13 protein-coding genes, 1 pseudogene and 1 riboswitch are annotated in these 13824 nt (G+C 63.0%); of the genes and pseudogenes, 8 read left to right on the plus strand and 6 right to left on the minus strand.

Annotated elements, in window-relative coordinates; all coding sequences use genetic code 11:
- Nucleotides 1-115 precede the first annotated feature (115 nt).
- From KQ659_RS17015 to KQ659_RS17025, 3 genes are all read right to left on the minus strand, one after another.
- Nucleotides 116-1387 carry a hypothetical protein gene (locus tag KQ659_RS17015; protein ID WP_216688149.1) on the minus strand — a complete coding sequence of 424 codons (1272 nt, stop codon included), beginning with the start codon at nt 1385-1387 and terminating at the stop codon, nt 116-118.
- Nucleotides 1384-2163, minus strand: coding sequence for a hypothetical protein (locus tag KQ659_RS17020; protein WP_216679970.1), 780 nt, complete (start codon nt 2161-2163; stop codon nt 1384-1386). The genes KQ659_RS17015 and KQ659_RS17020 overlap by 4 nt, the downstream gene beginning before the upstream one ends.
- Nucleotides 2164-2291: 128 nt before the next feature.
- The gene (locus KQ659_RS17025; RefSeq protein WP_216679969.1) at nt 2292-2870 is read right to left on the minus strand and encodes an RNA polymerase sigma factor; all 579 of its coding nucleotides are present in this window, start codon (nt 2868-2870) and stop codon (nt 2292-2294) included.
- A 206-nt stretch (nt 2871-3076) separates the two neighbouring features.
- Nucleotides 3077-3165, plus strand: a riboswitch (SAM riboswitch).
- Between the two features lie 267 nt (nt 3166-3432).
- On the opposite strand from KQ659_RS17025, the gene KQ659_RS17030 reads away from it, so the two are divergent.
- The 8 genes and pseudogenes from KQ659_RS17030 to KQ659_RS17070 all read left to right on the plus strand — a co-directional run bounded on the left by KQ659_RS17030 (nt 3433) and on the right by KQ659_RS17070 (nt 10691).
- Nucleotides 3433-4191 carry a phosphoadenylyl-sulfate reductase gene (locus KQ659_RS17030; RefSeq protein WP_216686000.1) on the plus strand — a complete coding sequence of 253 codons (759 nt, stop codon included), beginning with the start codon at nt 3433-3435 and terminating at the stop codon, nt 4189-4191.
- A 59-nt stretch (nt 4192-4250) separates the two neighbouring features.
- The gene (locus KQ659_RS17035) at nt 4251-4520 is read left to right on the plus strand and encodes a transposase family protein (RefSeq protein ID WP_216688148.1); all 270 of its coding nucleotides are present in this window, start codon (nt 4251-4253) and stop codon (nt 4518-4520) included.
- A gap of 262 nt (nt 4521-4782) precedes the next feature.
- Nucleotides 4783-5325, plus strand: a pseudogene (locus KQ659_RS17040) (ISAs1 family transposase); the annotation flags it as partial.
- Between the two features lie 74 nt (nt 5326-5399).
- Nucleotides 5400-5903 carry an elongation factor 1-alpha C-terminal domain-related protein gene (locus KQ659_RS17045; protein ID WP_216679964.1) on the plus strand — a complete coding sequence of 168 codons (504 nt, stop codon included), beginning with the start codon at nt 5400-5402 and terminating at the stop codon, nt 5901-5903.
- A 238-nt stretch (nt 5904-6141) separates the two neighbouring features.
- Entirely contained in the window at nt 6142-6639 is a 498-nt protein-coding gene (locus KQ659_RS17050) for a flavodoxin domain-containing protein (RefSeq protein WP_216688147.1), read from the plus strand.
- Between the two features lie 193 nt (nt 6640-6832).
- On the plus strand, nt 6833-8539 hold the full coding sequence (locus tag KQ659_RS17055) for an NADPH-dependent assimilatory sulfite reductase hemoprotein subunit (protein ID WP_216688146.1): 1707 nt from the start codon (nt 6833-6835) through the stop codon (nt 8537-8539).
- Nucleotides 8540-8559: 20 nt separating this feature from the next.
- Nucleotides 8560-10092 (plus strand): TSUP family transporter, encoded by a 1533-nt coding sequence (locus KQ659_RS21935; protein WP_216688145.1) that lies wholly within the window; start codon nt 8560-8562, stop codon nt 10090-10092.
- A 131-nt stretch (nt 10093-10223) separates the two neighbouring features.
- Nucleotides 10224-10691, plus strand: coding sequence for a hypothetical protein (locus KQ659_RS17070; RefSeq protein WP_216688144.1), 468 nt, complete (start codon nt 10224-10226; stop codon nt 10689-10691).
- 87 nt (nt 10692-10778) lie between these two features.
- Here the strand turns inward: KQ659_RS17070 and amaB are convergent, their stop codons facing one another.
- The 3 genes from amaB to KQ659_RS17085 form a co-directional block, all read right to left on the minus strand.
- On the minus strand, nt 10779-12383 hold the full coding sequence (amaB, locus tag KQ659_RS17075; protein ID WP_216688143.1) for an L-piperidine-6-carboxylate dehydrogenase: 1605 nt from the start codon (nt 12381-12383) through the stop codon (nt 10779-10781).
- A gap of 142 nt (nt 12384-12525) precedes the next feature.
- Nucleotides 12526-13251 (minus strand): OLD family protein, encoded by a 726-nt coding sequence (locus KQ659_RS17080; protein ID WP_216688142.1) that lies wholly within the window; start codon nt 13249-13251, stop codon nt 12526-12528.
- A gap of 39 nt (nt 13252-13290) precedes the next feature.
- Nucleotides 13291-13704, minus strand: a complete 414-nt coding sequence (locus KQ659_RS17085; protein ID WP_216688141.1) for an AAA family ATPase — start codon at nt 13702-13704, stop codon at nt 13291-13293.
- Nucleotides 13705-13824 lie beyond the last annotated feature (120 nt).

A 13824-nucleotide genomic window follows, 5' to 3' on the forward strand; every position in this document is an offset into this window, starting at 1 on the left:
GGCTCTATCTCGGGTCGCGGCCATAATCCCCGCATGACAAAACAGCTTACCCGGCAAAAATGCCGGGTAAGCTGTCGCTGTGCTTTCCCCAAAAAAACCTATTTATGCCCCGCTCCTACTTGCTAAATCTAACCGTACCGTAGCGCACCTTAATATTCACATTGCCAGCCCGGCGGGTGGGGGCTACGGACCCGAAGGTGCCCAGCACGTCGCTGGTGCGGGGGCCGTTTTCCTGCGAGAGCACGCGCACCAGGTCTTTGTCAACCAGCAGCTGCCCCTGCTCCGTGCTCACGTCGAAGCGGAAGGCCGGGGCCTCGGCAAAGCCCAGCCGGATGGTGCTGAAACCGCCGTCGAGGTTCACTTGGCGGAAATTGGCGCCCATATCGCGCACTACGAAATCGGGGCAGTAGCGCAGGGCCATATCGAGGGCCTCATCCAGCTTATCGATGGTGAAGCGCGAGTAACCCGACGAGCCGCGCAGGTTGCGCACGGTGCCCAAGGCCACGTCGCCATACTTACTGTGCACGGTGAGGTCCTGCACCGTGCCGATGTCCACGTCGGAATAGTTGTTGCGCAGGTCCACGGTCGTGCCCGTGTCGAGGCGCAGCTGGGCGTAGCTGGCGTCGATGCTGGCGCGGGCCACGAAGGCAATACGGCAGTCGCCGTTGACGATGCGGATGAGGTTGCGCGGGCCTTCGAGGCGGGCGGTGCGCAGGGTGCCGTATTCCATGGCCAGCTCGGTGGGGCCGCTTACATCGCCGGCCACGGTCACTTCACCAAAGCTATTGTAGATTTTCAGGGCCGTGGTGCGGGGCAGCCACACGGTGTAGTTCACCTCGTAACGGCAGCCGCCGGCCCGGCCGCGCAACGCGGGGCCAAACTGCGTGCTCACGGCCACGCCACCGGTTTTGGCATCGTAATCGAGCCACTGTACGCCCAGCGCGTCGAGAATCTGGCGGGCCCCGGCGTCGCTTTCCGAGCGCGCTACCAACTCGGCATCCACCTTGATTTCCTTCTTATTCCAGGTATTGATTTGCACCCGGCCGTAGCGCGTATCGAGCGAAAACGGGCGACCGGATTTCGGTACCGCGTAGCTGCGCACCAAGTGGCGGCGCTGCTCTACCTGCAGGCTGGCACTGCCCTGGTCGTCGGTCTGGGCTACCAACGGGTTCTGCTGATGCTGCTGGGGCTCCTGTTCCTCGCCAAAAAGCGCGGCCTCGGCATGGCGCGCATCAGGCGTCAGAATATGAATGGCTACGCCGTGGCCCACTGCCAACCAGCGGGTTTGGCCATCCTGCGCCCGGGTGGGCTGCGGGGCCAGCAGGCTCAGAAGCCCGCCGCACAGCGCCACCCATCGGCTTACCCGCAAAGCCAGGGGCGGGTTCATTCGGCCTGGCGCCGGCTATCGGCCAGCACGTAAGAATTGTTGTTGGGAACTGCCTGGGCCGTATTGCCCAGGTTCAGCTGCCGGTCGAGAATGTCGAGGCGGATTTGCAGGTTGCGGTTCATGGCCGTGAGCACGGCATCGGGCTGCGGATGGTGCAGCAGCTGCTGCTTAAGCTCGCGGTAGCTGGAGTCGAGCGACACCAGCTCATGCTGCCAGTCGGCGTTCATGGCGGCCATGCCGGGGCCGCTGAGCTGGCTCAGCTCGGTTTGGCGGCGGGCCAGCTGGTTGGTGTAATAGGTTTCCATGCCGCGCACGGCGCGCACCAGCTGGCTGTCGGCCCCGGTGGTGTGCTCGGCGGCGGTGAGGGAGAGCGGGTTGCCGCCCTGGTACAGGGCCGCATCGGGTTCGGTAGCAACGGTGCCAGGAGTAGCAGCGGCCGGCGCGGCCACCACGGCCGTTTCGGGCGCGGCCCGGTTGGCTTTCCAGGCCTCGCTGGCCCCGGCGGCAAATACGAGCAGGGCCAGCGCCGCCGCCACGCCGTAGCGCTGAAACCAGCCGGCGCGGGCCTTCGGTTGGGTTCCTGCTGCTACGGGCGCAATAAATGGCACCTCCGGCGCATCGGCCAGGCGCATAACCGGGGTTTGGGGCGCGGTGGCAGGGGCACCGAGCTGTTCCTCCAGCGCGGCCCAGAGGTCGGGGCGCGGCTCGTGGGTGTCGAAATCGGCGCGGTGCCGCTCAACGAAGGTTTCGAGGGAATTAATTTTCTTGGTATCCATGAATGAGTAGCAGACGCACGGTTCGTCCAGGTTCAGGGCGGGCCACGGGGCTATACGAAAACCGCGGCCGGGCGAAAACGGATGAAGGGTAGTGAAACGATTATATAATGATTGATAAGGGATAAATTTTAACTCAGGCCCCGTTGGGCGGCCAGCTCGCGCAGCCGGACCCGCGCCCGGCTGTACTGTGATTTGGAAGTCGATTCGGAAATACCCAGGATGCCCGCGATTTCGAGGTGGTCGTAGCCTTCGAGCAGGTAGAGGCTGAGCACCACGCGGTAGCCGTCGGGCAACTCCTGGATGCAGCGGCGCAGCACGTCGGCGCGGTAGTGGGTATCGGCCTCGTCCTCGGGCGAGAGGGCGGCGGCTTCGGCGGGCTCCTCGTGGTGCTGCTCGCCCAGAGGCACTAGTGCCAGCCGCCGCTGCCGCAGGCAATTGATACTTTTGTTCACCACAATGCGCTTGAGCCAGGCCCCGAACGATGAGTCACCCTTGTAGCCGCTCAGCTCGCGAAAGGCGCTCAGGAATGATTCCTGGAGTACATCTTCGGCCTCGGCATAGTCGCCGGTGATGCGCAGGGCCGCGTTGAACATGGCCTTGGAGTAGCGCCGGTAAATCTCGGCCTGGGCCTGGCGGTCGTTGAGGCGGCAGCGCTCCACCAGCGGGGCGTTGATGTCGACGTAGGCGGAAAGGGACAGGGCTTCCATGCAGAAAACGAGGTCTTAAAGGTGCTTAAGCAATCCATAGACCACGCGGCGGGTTCAGGGGTTGCATCGCCAAATTACGCAGTTTCCGGGCGTCGCCAAACGGTTGGAGCAGGTAACCAGCTGCACCACAGCAACATAAAATTTTGGCATTTCGCAATTTCATCCTTTACATTTGCGCCAACAACCCCCGTTTGGGACGCTACCCATTTTTATACAGAGGCGCGGAGAGACAGGCTCGACGAAACGCCGGCAACCCCCACTAGTTGGAACGGTGCCAAGTCCTGACATATAAAAACTGCCGTGAGCACATTGCTCAATTCCCGCCTGTAATCCACCACCCGCGCCGCGCCGAATGTGTTGTTGCATTGGCTGTTCCCTGGCCGCTATGCCGGGGAAGATTGCTGGTTGTTGAGCTAGGGCCACTCTTCCGGCGGCTGCTGCGGCAGCCACCCCGCTACTACCCTTTTGTGGTGATTGATTCATTGCGCGACGCGTAGCGGGTTTTTGCAGCCTTCGCGGCCCATTTCGATTTTTTCTGCGGAGAAAAACGCCCTCTTTCATCATGGCATTCCCCCTTGAAAGCCAGGTCGCGGACCTGCGCCGCTACTTGCCCGAGTGCTCGGCACCCGAAACGCTGGCCCTTCTGGCCGACCACTTCCCCGGCCGCGTCTCGTTCTCCACATCCTTCGGGCTGGAGGACCAGATTATCACCCACTTCATCTTCGAAAACGACATACCCATCCGGGTATTTACCCTCGACACGGGCCGCAATTTTCAGGAAACCTACTCCACTTGGCACAAGACCCTGCTGCGCTACCAGAAGTCCATCGAAGTCTTCGCCCCCAAAACTGCCGCGCTCGAAAAATTAGTCGCCCAGAAAGGCCCCAACAGCCTCTACGAGAGCATAGCGAACCGGAAGGAGTGCTGCAACATCCGCAAGGTGGAGCCGCTGAGCCGGACCCTGGCCGGCCAGCAGGTGTGGGTGACGGGCATCCGTGCCGAACAGTCGCAGAACCGCCAGACCATGCACCCGGCCGAGTGGGATGCCGGCCACGGGCTCATCAAAGTGCACCCGCTATTTGATTGGACCTGGGCCGAGTGCGAAGCCTTCGCGCAGGCCAACGGCATTCCGGTTAACCCGCTTCATCGGCAAGGTTTCGTGAGCGTCGGCTGTGCGCCCTGCACCCGGGCCATTGCGCTGGGCGAGGACTTCCGCGCCGGCCGCTGGTGGTGGGAAGACGCGGCGGCCAAGGAGTGCGGCCTGCACGCCACCGCCGCCCACCAGGGCCTCGACCCGGTGGTGGAACGAATGCCGGGCTAGGCCTCTCTCAGAGTTGATAGGTTCTGTTAGAATCGGTAGATTTGCTGGTAAAAAACGCAATGGAGCTAGCGGAATTTTTTCAGCAGGTGCGCGACCCGCGCCGCCCGCAGGGGCAACGATTCTCGCTGTCCGCCTTGCTGTGGATGACGTTTCTGGCCATTACCAGCGGGTACACGGGGCCGCGAAAAATGGCCCAGTTTGGTCGCAGCAACGCGGCTTTTTTTACCGCTTATTTCGGATTGCGCCACGGCCTGCCCAGCTACGGGGCCTTTCGGGACCTGTTGCAGGCGTTGGACAAAGACGCGCTGGCCCAGGCCTTTGACCGCTGATTCACGTCGCAGACGCAGGCTGGGGATTGGGTGGCCGGCGACGGGCAAAGCCTGCGCTCCACCGTGCAGGGGGCCCAGCAGGCTAGCCAAAGCGTTGTCTCGGTTGTGAGCCTGTATTGTCAGCGCACGGGCCTGACCCTGGCCCTGCAGGACTACACGGACCAGAAAACGGGGGAGATGAGCGTCATCCGCGACCTACTCGCCGGCTTGCAGGACCGGGGCGTGGTGCTGACGCTCGACGCGCTGCACGCCCAAAAAAACGGCCGATGCCATCGTGACCAGCGGCAACGAGTACGTGCTGCAAGTCAAAGGCAACCAACCTAAGCTGCGGGCCGCTATCGCCGCTTTACACGCCGCCGACCCCACGCCCGCCGGGGCGACCCACCGCCATGACGAGCGCCGCGACGGCCGCCCGTTGTGCTGGCAGACCAGCGTATACCCTGCGGCCCCACACTGGCAGGCCGACTGGGCCGGGGTGGCGCGCTGCGTGGTCGTCGTCAAAACCGTGGTGGGCCCGCACGCCACCACACGGCAAACGCGCTACTACCTCACCAGCCTGCGTAACCGTTCAGCCGCCGACTTCGCCGTCGGCATTCGCGGGCATTGGGGCATCGAAAACAAGCTCCACCGCACCCGTGACGTGCATTTTAATCAAGACACCAACGGTATCCGCCACCGCGTCGCGGCCGTCAACGCGGCCCTCTTCAATACCCTGGCCCTGAATTTCCTACTCACTAACGTCGATGCCTCCATCAGCTACGCCCAACTTTTCTTCGCCCAGAACTTTAAATATTTCATGCCCTGACAGAGAACGTATCAACTCTGGGGACCTACCGCCAGGGCGACCGGGTCCGCATCTGGCCCTCGGGGCTGGAAACGGTGCTTGAGGCCATCGAAGTGAACCAGCGCGAAGTGGCCACGGCCACGGCCCCGCAGGGCGTAATCCTGCGTCTGCGCGACAATGTGGACGTGAGCCGGGGCGATACCATCGTGCCCGTCACGGCCCACCCGGCCGTGGTGCGCGAATTCGAAGCCACGCTTTGCTGGATGGATGAGCGGCCCCTGCGCGCCGGCCGCAAGCTGCTGGTGCAGCACCATGCCGCTACCGTGACAGCAGCCGTGACCACCATCCTCCAAAAGACCAACATCGAAACCTTCGAAAGCCAGGGCACCGACGAGGCCCGGCTGAACGACATCGTACGGGTGCGCCTGAAAACCGCCCTGCCGCTGGTGGTGGACGAATACCGCCAGAACCGCGCGACGGGCGCTTTTATCTTGGTGGATGAGCAGACCGGGGCCACCCTGGCCGCCGGCCTCGTGGCCGCCACCGACCCGAAATATTTCACCGAAGAAGTACCGGCGGAGGCGGCGTTTTCCATCTGATGCCGTCCGCCGGTCTGACCGCCCTGGGCAGTCTGACAGGTTGAAGCACCACCGATTGCCCGCGCGCCACTCTGACGCGACGCCCTCCCCGACGACCGGTCAGACCGCCCAGGGCGGTCAGACCGGCGGACGGCCCCTCCCCTTCAACCTTCCATTAATCAGACGCAAATAACCATGCCTGATTTCCCCCTTTTTATCCCCCGCCTGACCGTAGTAGGCGCGGGCCCACCCCGACGAGGTGCGGGTGTTCGTGGAGCACAACGAGTACTTCAAGCTGCCGGCGAATTTTGAAACCGATATCATCATGGTAGGCGCGGGCGCGGGCATCGCGCCGTTCCGAGCCTTCGTGGTGGAGCGGGTGGAGCGGGAGGCCACCGGCCATAACTGGCTACTGTTCGGCAACCCGCACTTCACCACCGGTTTCCTGTACCAGGCCGAGTGGCAGCAGCACCTTAAAAAAGGTAGTCTGACGAAGCTCGACGTGGCTTTCTCCCGCGACCAGGCCGAGAAAACCTACCTGCAGGACCACCTGCTGGAGAACAGCAGCGACGTGTTTGGCTGGCTCGAAAACGGCGCGCAATTCTACGTGTGCGGCGACAAAAACCGCCTCGGCGGAGCCGTACTGACGGCCCTCACGCAGGTAGTGCAAAAGGAAGCCAGCCTCTCGGCCGAGGACGCGGCGGCCTACGTGAAGAACCTGCGCAAGCAGCGCCGCTACCTGGAGGACGTGTACTAACGTCGGTGCCGCGTACCCTCTCCGGCGGAGCGGGCAGCCTGATGCCTTGTAGCACATGCTTCAGCTTGTGCCTTTATCACCCTGACTTAACCCAACGCCACACAAGCTAAAGCATGTGCTACATATCCGCGCCGCCGTGGCTCCCCTCTCCTTTTCGGAGAGGGGCCGGGGGTGAGGCGAGCGCCACAACATCATGTCCACAACCCCACCACAACTCTCCGAAGTCGAGCACGTCAAAACTGCCAACCGCTACCTGCGCGGCACCATCGCCGAGAGTCTCAACAACCGCCTCACCGGCGCGCTGAACCCCGACGACACCCACATCATCAAGTTTCACGGCTCCTACCAGCAAACCGACCGCGACCGCGATTCCGAGCGCAAGCGGCAGAAGCTGGAGCCGCTGTTTTCCTTCATGATTCGGGTGCGGGTGCCGGGCGGCGTGGCCACCGCGCCCCAGTGGCAGCGCATGGATGCCCTGGCCGACGCCTACGGCAACGGCACCCTCAAGCTCACCACCCGCCAGACCTTCCAGCTGCACGGCGTGCTGAAGCGCGACCTGCGCCCCACCATCCAGGGCTTTAACGATTCGCTGCTGGACAGCATTGCCGGCTGCGGCAACGTGAACCGCAACGTGATGTGCAACGTGAACCCGCACGAGTCCCGGGGGCACGGCGAGGTGCAGGCCCTGGCGGCCGCCATCAGCGCCCACCTCACGCCGCGCACCACGGCCTACCACGAAATCTGGCTCGATGGCGAGCTACAAAACACCACCGAAGCCACCGACGACGCGGAACCTGTGTACGGCAAAACCTACCTGCCGCGCAAGTTCAAAATCGCCCTGAACCTGCCGCCCTACAACGATTCCGATATTTTCTCGAACGACATCGGCCTCATCGCCATCGAGGAAAATGGCCAGCTGCTGGGCTTCAACGTGGCCGTGGGCGGCGGGCTGGGCATGACCTTCAATCAGCCCGAAACCTACCCCCGCCTGGCCGACCTCATCGGCTTCGTGCCCACGGAGAAAGTGGTGGATGTGTGCGAGAAAATCGTGACCATTCAGCGCGACTGGGGCAACCGCGCCAACCGCAAGCTCTCGCTCCTCAAGTACACCATCGACCGCGCCGGCCTGCCCGCCTTCGTAGCCGAGCTGCATCAGCGCCTGGGCTATGCGCTGGCCGGAACCCGCCCCTACCAGTTCCACAGCTCCAGCGACGCCTTCGGCTGGACCGGCAACGCCGACGGCCTTTCGCACCTGGTTTTGTCTGTGGAAGGCGGCCGGGTCTTAGACTGCCCCGGCTACGGCCTCAAGTCGGCACTGCACGAAATTAGCGCCTTCCACACCGGCGAATTCCGCCTCACCGGCAACCAGAACCTGATTCTGGCCAACATCGAGCCCGCCCATCGCATCCGTATCCAGGCCATCCTCGAAGCCCACGGCGCGGGCCCGAAAGCGGAGCAGCTCACTGCTCTGCGCCGCAATGCTCTGGCCTGCGTGGCCCTGCCCACCTGCTCGCAGGCTTTCGCCGAGGCCGAGCGATACCTGCCCCAATTGCTCGACAAGCTCGATGCCATCATCCGCGCCCACGGGCTGGCCGAGGCGGGCATTCTGGTTCGGATGACGGGCTGCCCCAACCGCTGCGCCCGGCCCTACCTGGGCGAAATAGCGCTGGTGGGCAAAGCCCCCGGCCGCTACAATCTTTACCTCGGAGCTAACCACGCTGGCGAGCGCCTCAACAAGCTGTACCGCGAAATGCTCGACGAGGACGGCATTCTGCGCGAGCTCGCGCCCCTGCTGGCCGCCTACGCCGTCGAGCGCCAGCCCGGCGAAGGCTTTGGCGATTTCGTAGTGCGCACCGGCGTGGTGAAAGCCACGCTGTTTGGGCTGGATTTTCACGCTTAATTCCAGTATCTTTCTGAGCTATGGATTCTGACTCCTCCGACCCGACCGGCCCGGCGGTGGCTCCGCTGCCACCCAATACCGGCCCGCCAGCCCTGCCGGCTAACAACCTGTTTCCCATCTTCCTGAAGCTGGAAAACATGCGGGTACTGCTGGTGGGTGGCGGCAACGTGGGCCTGGAAAAGCTGGGGGCCATCCTGCGCAACAGCCCCGCCACGGCCGTGACGGTGGTAGCCCCGCTCCTGCTGCCCGAGCTGCGCGAGCTGGCCGCCCGCCACCCCAGGGTGCAGCTGCACCAGCGCCCCTACCAGGATTCCGACCTCGACGGGGCCGACATTCTGTTCCTGGCCACCGACGACGTGGCGCTGCACCGCTACATCGGCAGCGCCGCCGCCGCCCGCCACCTGCTCACCAACGTGGCCGATACGCCCGCCCTGTGCGACTTCTACCTCTCGTCGGTGCTGCAAAAAGGGGATTTGAAGATTGCCATTTCCACCAACGGCAAGTCGCCCACCATTGGCAAGCGCCTGCGCGAGGTGCTGGCCGAAGTGCTGCCCGCCGAGCTGGCCACCGTGCTGGGCCAGATGACCGTCATCCGCAGCCGCCTGCAAGGGGATTTTGCTGAGAAAGTGAAGTCGCTGAACGCCGTGACCGCCGAGCTGGCCAATGGCCCGGCCTACGAAACGCCCGCCACCGCCTACTGGCGGCGCGTGGCCACAGCCGCGCTGTTCACCTTCGCGGTTTTCATCCTCCTCAACATTATCTCCTACTACTTCACCCCGGCGCAGGTCTGGCAGCTGGCGCGCTCGTCGGGCATGTTCTATACCTTCGTGGCCGTGGGCTTCGTGGCTCAAATGGTGGACGGCGTGCTGGGCATGGGCTACGGCGTGGTGTCGGCCATCAGTCTCATGTCGCTGGGGCTGAGCCCGGTATCGGTGAGTGCCAGCATCCATACGGCCGAAGTGTTTGCCAGCGGCGCATCGGGCTACCACCACTACCGGTTTGGCAACGTGAACAAGCGCCTGTTCCGGGTGCTGCTGCTGCCGGGCATCGCGGGCTCGGTGAGCGGGGCCTTTTTGTTGGTGCATTTCGGCGAAACCTACGCCGGCTACATCAAGCCGGTACTGGCCGTGTACCTGCTCCTGCTGGGCTTGCGCATCATTGCCAAGGCTTTCCGCACAGCCTCGCAGCAGCGCAAAAAGGTGAAGAATGCCGGCTGGCTGGCCGGGGCCGGCGGCTTCCTCGATTCTTTCGGCGGAGGCGGCTGGGGGCCGCTGGTGACCAGCACGCTCATTGCCAACGGCCGCACGCCACAATTCGTCATCGGCACCGTGAGCCTGGTCGAGTTTTTCGTCACGTTTGCCAGCGCGTTCACGTTTTTCACCATGCGCGGGCTCTCGCACTGGCAGATTGTGGCCGGCCTCATCGTGGGCGGGGTGGCCGCCGCGCCCATCGCCGCCAAGCTGGCCGGCCGCCTGCCCACCCGCTGGATGTTCGTGGGCGTGGGCCTGATGGTCATCATCTGGAGCCTCTGGGCGCTGCGCAAATTGCTGTAGGCGCAAGCCGATTTCGGCTTTTACCTTTGACGCTTTCGCACCATCAATTCCTTTCCATACGTCAGCGTTTTTTACCCATTCTGCTCCTCGCCACCCTGCTGGGGTGCAGCAAGTCCGACTCCAACCCCATCATGGATTTTGGGGAAGGCGAAGGCATTACCTATCGCACCAGCAATAACATGGCCGGTGGCCCTGCCGACCTTACTGACTGGACTTCCGACGGCGAGTGGAACAAGCAGGAGCGCGCTCTTTTCGCTGACCTTGGCCTCGACCTCAACGGGCCGCAGCAAGGCGCCACATCCTGCCACACCGGCCTTTTCCCCAACCCTGCGAGCAGCGCAGTCAATTGGACGATGCAGACCTATGCACCAACCAGTGGAGCGGGCGGCTACACCGTCAGCGCTACGTTGGTCGACCGCAACTACCACATTCGGCAACGAATTGACCGTCAGAGTGTCATCAACGGCATCACTTATATACTCGACCTCACCCGAATTGGCCTTAGCCCCAACGAGCTGTACCGTCTTTATTATGTGGTATCAAATACTAACGGCTTGGTATACAAGGGCCACGGCGACATACGCTGCACTCCTCAATAAAACAGTTGAGTCCAGACACAAAGAGGCCCCGCCGAGAGATTCGACGGGGCCTTTGCTTTGGGGTTACGGCGCAAGCTAAAGCAGGCGCTACACGTCAAACTTAATGCCCTGCGCCAACGGCAATTCAGTGGAATAGTTAATCGTATTCGTCTGGCGGCGCATGTACACTTTCCAGGCGTCGGAGCCCGATTCACGGCCGCCGCCGGTTTCCTTCTCGCCGCCAAACGCGCCGCCGATTTCGGCTCCGCTCGTGCCAATGTTCACGTTGGCAATGCCGCAATCTGAGCCGCTGGCGGACAGGAAGGCTTCAGCCTCGCGCATGTTCAGCGTGAAGATGCTGCTACTCAGGCCCTGACGCACTTCGTTTTGCAGCTCAATGGCGTTTTCCACGTCGCCGCTGTACTTGATGAGGTAGAGAATGGGCGCGAAGGTTTCCTCCTGCACCGTGTGGTAGTGGTTTTCCACTTCCACCAGGGCCGGGGTCACGTAGTGGCCGCCGTCCAGCTCGGGGCGGCTCAGCACCTCGCCGCCGGCCAGCAGCTTGCCGCCTTCAGCCTGCACCGCTACTAATGCTTTTTCAAACATTTTCACCGCGTCAGCATCAATGAGCGGGCCGACCAGCGTACCGGTTTGCAGCGGGTGGCCGATGGGCAGCTTGGGATAAATGGCCAGCAGGCGGCTTTTCACGTCCTCAAACATGCTCTCTTCGATAATCACGCGGCGGGTGCTGGTGCAGCGCTGCCCGGCCGTGCCCACCGCCCCAAACACAATGGCCGGAATGGCGATTTTGAGGTCGGCGTTTTTGGTTACGATGATGGCGTTGTTGCCGCCCAGCTCCAGCAGGGCGCGGCCCAGGCGCGCGCCCACTACCTCGCCCACCTTGCGACCCATGCGGGTGCTGCCGGTGGCCGAAATCAGCGGCAGACGTTTATCGGCGGCCATGGCGGCCCCGATTTTCGCATCGCCGATAATTACGCTGAACACGCCTTCGGCAATGTCATTCTCGGCCAGCACGTCCTTGATGATGTGCTGCACGGCCACGGCCGTGAGGGGCGTTTTCTCGGAGGGCTTCCAGATGCTCACGTCGCCGCACACGGCGGCCAGCATGGCGTTCCAACTCCACACGGCCACCGGGAAGTTGAAGGCCGAAATGATGCCCACAATGCCGAGCGGCTGGTACTGGTCGTACATCCGGTGCGCGGGGCGCTCCGAGTGCATGGTGAAGCCGTGCAGCTGCCGGCTAAGGCCCACCGCAAAGTCGCAGATGTCAATCATCTCCTGCACTTCGCCCAGGCCTTCCTGGAGGATTTTGCCCATCTCGGCGCTCACCAGCTTGCCCAGCGGCTCCTTGAACTCGCGCAGCTTATTACCAATCTGGCGTACGATTTCGCCACGCTTCGGGGCCGGTACCAGCCGCCAGGTTTTGTAGGCTTCCTGCGCGGCTTTCACCACCGCTTCGTAGTCGTCGGTAGTGGCGAAGGCGACGCTGGCAATGCGGCGGCCATCAGCGGGGGCGTTGATGACGCGGCGGTCGGCATTCTGGGCACCGCCCCAGGTGCGGCCGGTGCTGTAGGCGGCGTTGTCGGGCTGCACGCCCAGCTGGCGCAGCACGTCCTGAATGCCGTGGGGGTCGTGGTGAGGATGCGGAACGGTAACGTCGGCGGCGGTAGCTTCTTCGAGGGCCTGTTTCATGGGGCGGTTGGGGGTGGGATGTTGCTGCGGCAAAGCTACGGTTTGCCGGGGAGTTAGCCGGGACCGAGCCCCATTCTCGGGCATCCTCTGCCAACGCCTGTCATCTTGAGCATTCTGCGATTAAAGCAGAAGCGAAGCCCTTCTACACCTTGCGTGGCTCCTGGGCCAGCAGGTGCAGATTGTTGAACACGTCGATGCTATTGCGGCGCATTCCCCGCACCTCCTCGTCCGACAGCTGCCGGATTTTAGTATGGAAGTCCTTGTAATACACCACAAATACAGCCAGCTCCGTCACCCGATTCTCATAAGGCACCATGTTTTCAAGCACCGAATCGAAAAAGGCGGGGCTGTGCGTGGTCACGAAATACTGGTTGTTCTGCTGGGTAGCAATGCGCTCGGCCAGCTGCGAAACGTAGAGCGGACAGGAGTGCACCTCGGGCTCTTCCAGCAAAATCACGGTATTGCGGTTCGACTCCATGGCCGCCAAATGGAAGCCGTAGCGCTGCAACGTGTCGCCGCTGCTCGAATACGGATAGGCGAAGCTCAGGCCGTCCAGCTCCTTCATCACCTCGAAGCGGTTGGCATCGGGGCGCACGCGCAGGTTGTGGTCGGCAAAGAGGGCGGCAAATTCGTGGCGCAGGTCGGCATTGGCCTCCAGCACCTGCACCAGGTTGTTGCCGTGCGGCGGGTGCAGGGTGGCATCGGCGTAGCGCCGGTCGAGGTGGGCGTTGCGCTTGAAGCGGTAGGATTTCACGCCCCGGGGCTGCCAGGCCGGCCGCGACGCCAGGTAGCGCCCGCCGGTACCCGGCCGGTCGGTCCGGCCATCGCGGTCGAACTCGGTGTAGATAAAGCCGGGCTCGGGCAGCACGGCGGCGCTGGCCAGGTGGCCGTGCAGGCGGGCCAGCAGCTAGGCGTCGTCGCTGGTGCGGGTGCGGCCCCGGCCTTCCAGCAGGGGCAGGCCCAGCTGAGCGCGCAGCAGCAGGTAGGCCGTCTGGCTGAATACTCCGTACTGAAAGCGCTTGCTCTCGCCCTGACCCACGCGGCCCAGCAGGCACACATCACGGTCGGTTTCGACGCGGATGGGAGCCGTCATCAGGCCGTCGTGGAACAGCTGCGCGGGCTTTTCATACCGAATAAAGCTGCGCATAAACCGCTTCTTCTGCTCAATCGGAAAGCTCCCCAGCAGGCTCATGGCCTCCAGTACCGTCGACTTGCCCACGTTGGGCTGCCCAATGATAAGGTTGACCCGCCGCGGGTGCAGCACGGCATTCCGAATCGACTTAAAATTCTGAATATAAAGGGTGTTGATTACGTTTTCCATTAACAGGGGAAAGCTGGGCACGCAACAGAAGGAATTCTGAATTCACAGTTATCCTGCTCCCGACTTGGGATAATACATACGTTAAAATGACCCGGTTCGGATTAGCCAAATACGCTAAAA

Source organism: Hymenobacter siberiensis, assembly GCF_018967865.2.
GTDB lineage: Bacteria > Bacteroidota > Bacteroidia > Cytophagales > Hymenobacteraceae > Hymenobacter > Hymenobacter siberiensis.

What these genes read in the sequence shown, in the direction of transcription:
- KQ659_RS17015 (WP_216688149.1), bottom strand. Translation starts at nt 1,387, where the DNA reads ATGAACCCGCCCCTGGCTTTGCGGGTAAGCCGATGGGTGGCGCTGTGC.
- KQ659_RS17020 (WP_216679970.1), bottom strand. Translation starts at nt 2,163, where the DNA reads ATGGATACCAAGAAAATTAATTCCCTCGAAACCTTCGTTGAGCGGCAC.
- KQ659_RS17025 (WP_216679969.1), bottom strand. Translation starts at nt 2,870, where the DNA reads ATGGAAGCCCTGTCCCTTTCCGCCTACGTCGACATCAACGCCCCGCTG.
- KQ659_RS17030 (WP_216686000.1), top strand. Translation starts at nt 3,433, where the DNA reads ATGGCATTCCCCCTTGAAAGCCAGGTCGCGGACCTGCGCCGCTACTTG.
- KQ659_RS17035 (WP_216688148.1), top strand. Translation starts at nt 4,251, where the DNA reads ATGGAGCTAGCGGAATTTTTTCAGCAGGTGCGCGACCCGCGCCGCCCG.
- KQ659_RS17055 (WP_216688146.1), top strand. Translation starts at nt 6,833, where the DNA reads ATGTCCACAACCCCACCACAACTCTCCGAAGTCGAGCACGTCAAAACT.
- KQ659_RS21935 (WP_216688145.1), top strand. Translation starts at nt 8,560, where the DNA reads ATGGATTCTGACTCCTCCGACCCGACCGGCCCGGCGGTGGCTCCGCTG.
- KQ659_RS17070 (WP_216688144.1), top strand. Translation starts at nt 10,224, where the DNA reads ATGGATTTTGGGGAAGGCGAAGGCATTACCTATCGCACCAGCAATAAC.
- amaB (WP_216688143.1), bottom strand. Translation starts at nt 12,383, where the DNA reads ATGAAACAGGCCCTCGAAGAAGCTACCGCCGCCGACGTTACCGTTCCG.
- KQ659_RS17085 (WP_216688141.1), bottom strand. Translation starts at nt 13,704, where the DNA reads ATGGAAAACGTAATCAACACCCTTTATATTCAGAATTTTAAGTCGATT.